The organism is Bartonella sp. TS25HLJMH (genome assembly GCF_042193505.1).
In the GTDB taxonomy this organism is placed as follows: domain Bacteria; phylum Pseudomonadota; class Alphaproteobacteria; order Rhizobiales; family Rhizobiaceae; genus Bartonella; species Bartonella grahamii.
In genome coordinates this window covers 1-578 of sequence record NZ_JBHILV010000110.1, presented here as the reverse complement: position 1 = coordinate 578, position 578 = coordinate 1, and the positions used below count along the sequence as shown (strand labels likewise).

At 41.0% G+C, this 578-nt stretch carries 1 pseudogene; it reads right to left on the bottom strand.

Annotated elements, in window-relative coordinates:
• Positions 1–578 (bottom strand): annotated as a pseudogene (locus ACFINF_RS09525) (autotransporter outer membrane beta-barrel domain-containing protein); the annotation flags it as partial.

Genomic DNA, 578 nt, shown 5'->3' with positions numbered 1-578 from the left:
CGAATATCAGCACCATAACCATATTTGAGAGGACCACGCTCAGAAGATAAGGTTCCTGTGCTTCCATAGGTGTATAAGAAGAAACCTGTTTGTTTCTCTTCTTCTTTTCCTAAGACGGATGTTCTGATATTGGCTAAGAGCGCGTTTTGTTTAGCCATATCCGTTAATCCTGTACTGAAGAGAGCATTTGGCATAACCAAATAGCTTGCTGTTTGTGGTACAACGGCAGGGATATTTGTTTCAGGATCAGGTTTTGAACCAGAACCAGAACCCGATTCAAGAATTTCTTTGTGTAAGCGGAAATCCCAGAAGTCTTCATTCTTTTCATCAAACAGGTTTTGCACAACATCAGCTTTACCATTGCTTGACTCTGGTCCATAGGCCGTTAGCGTATATTTATAAGGCAAACGATTTCTGGTGGTATAGCCATTTGCCAGTTTGAAAGAGTCTTCCTTTGCTTTTCCAGAAACTTGAATGAGCGAGAGGCCACCTATATTTGAAGGATCAGCAGCATTTACTACACTACTTTCATCTCCTGAATCGCTTTTGATATAAACTGTTGTGTTGCCTGAGACATC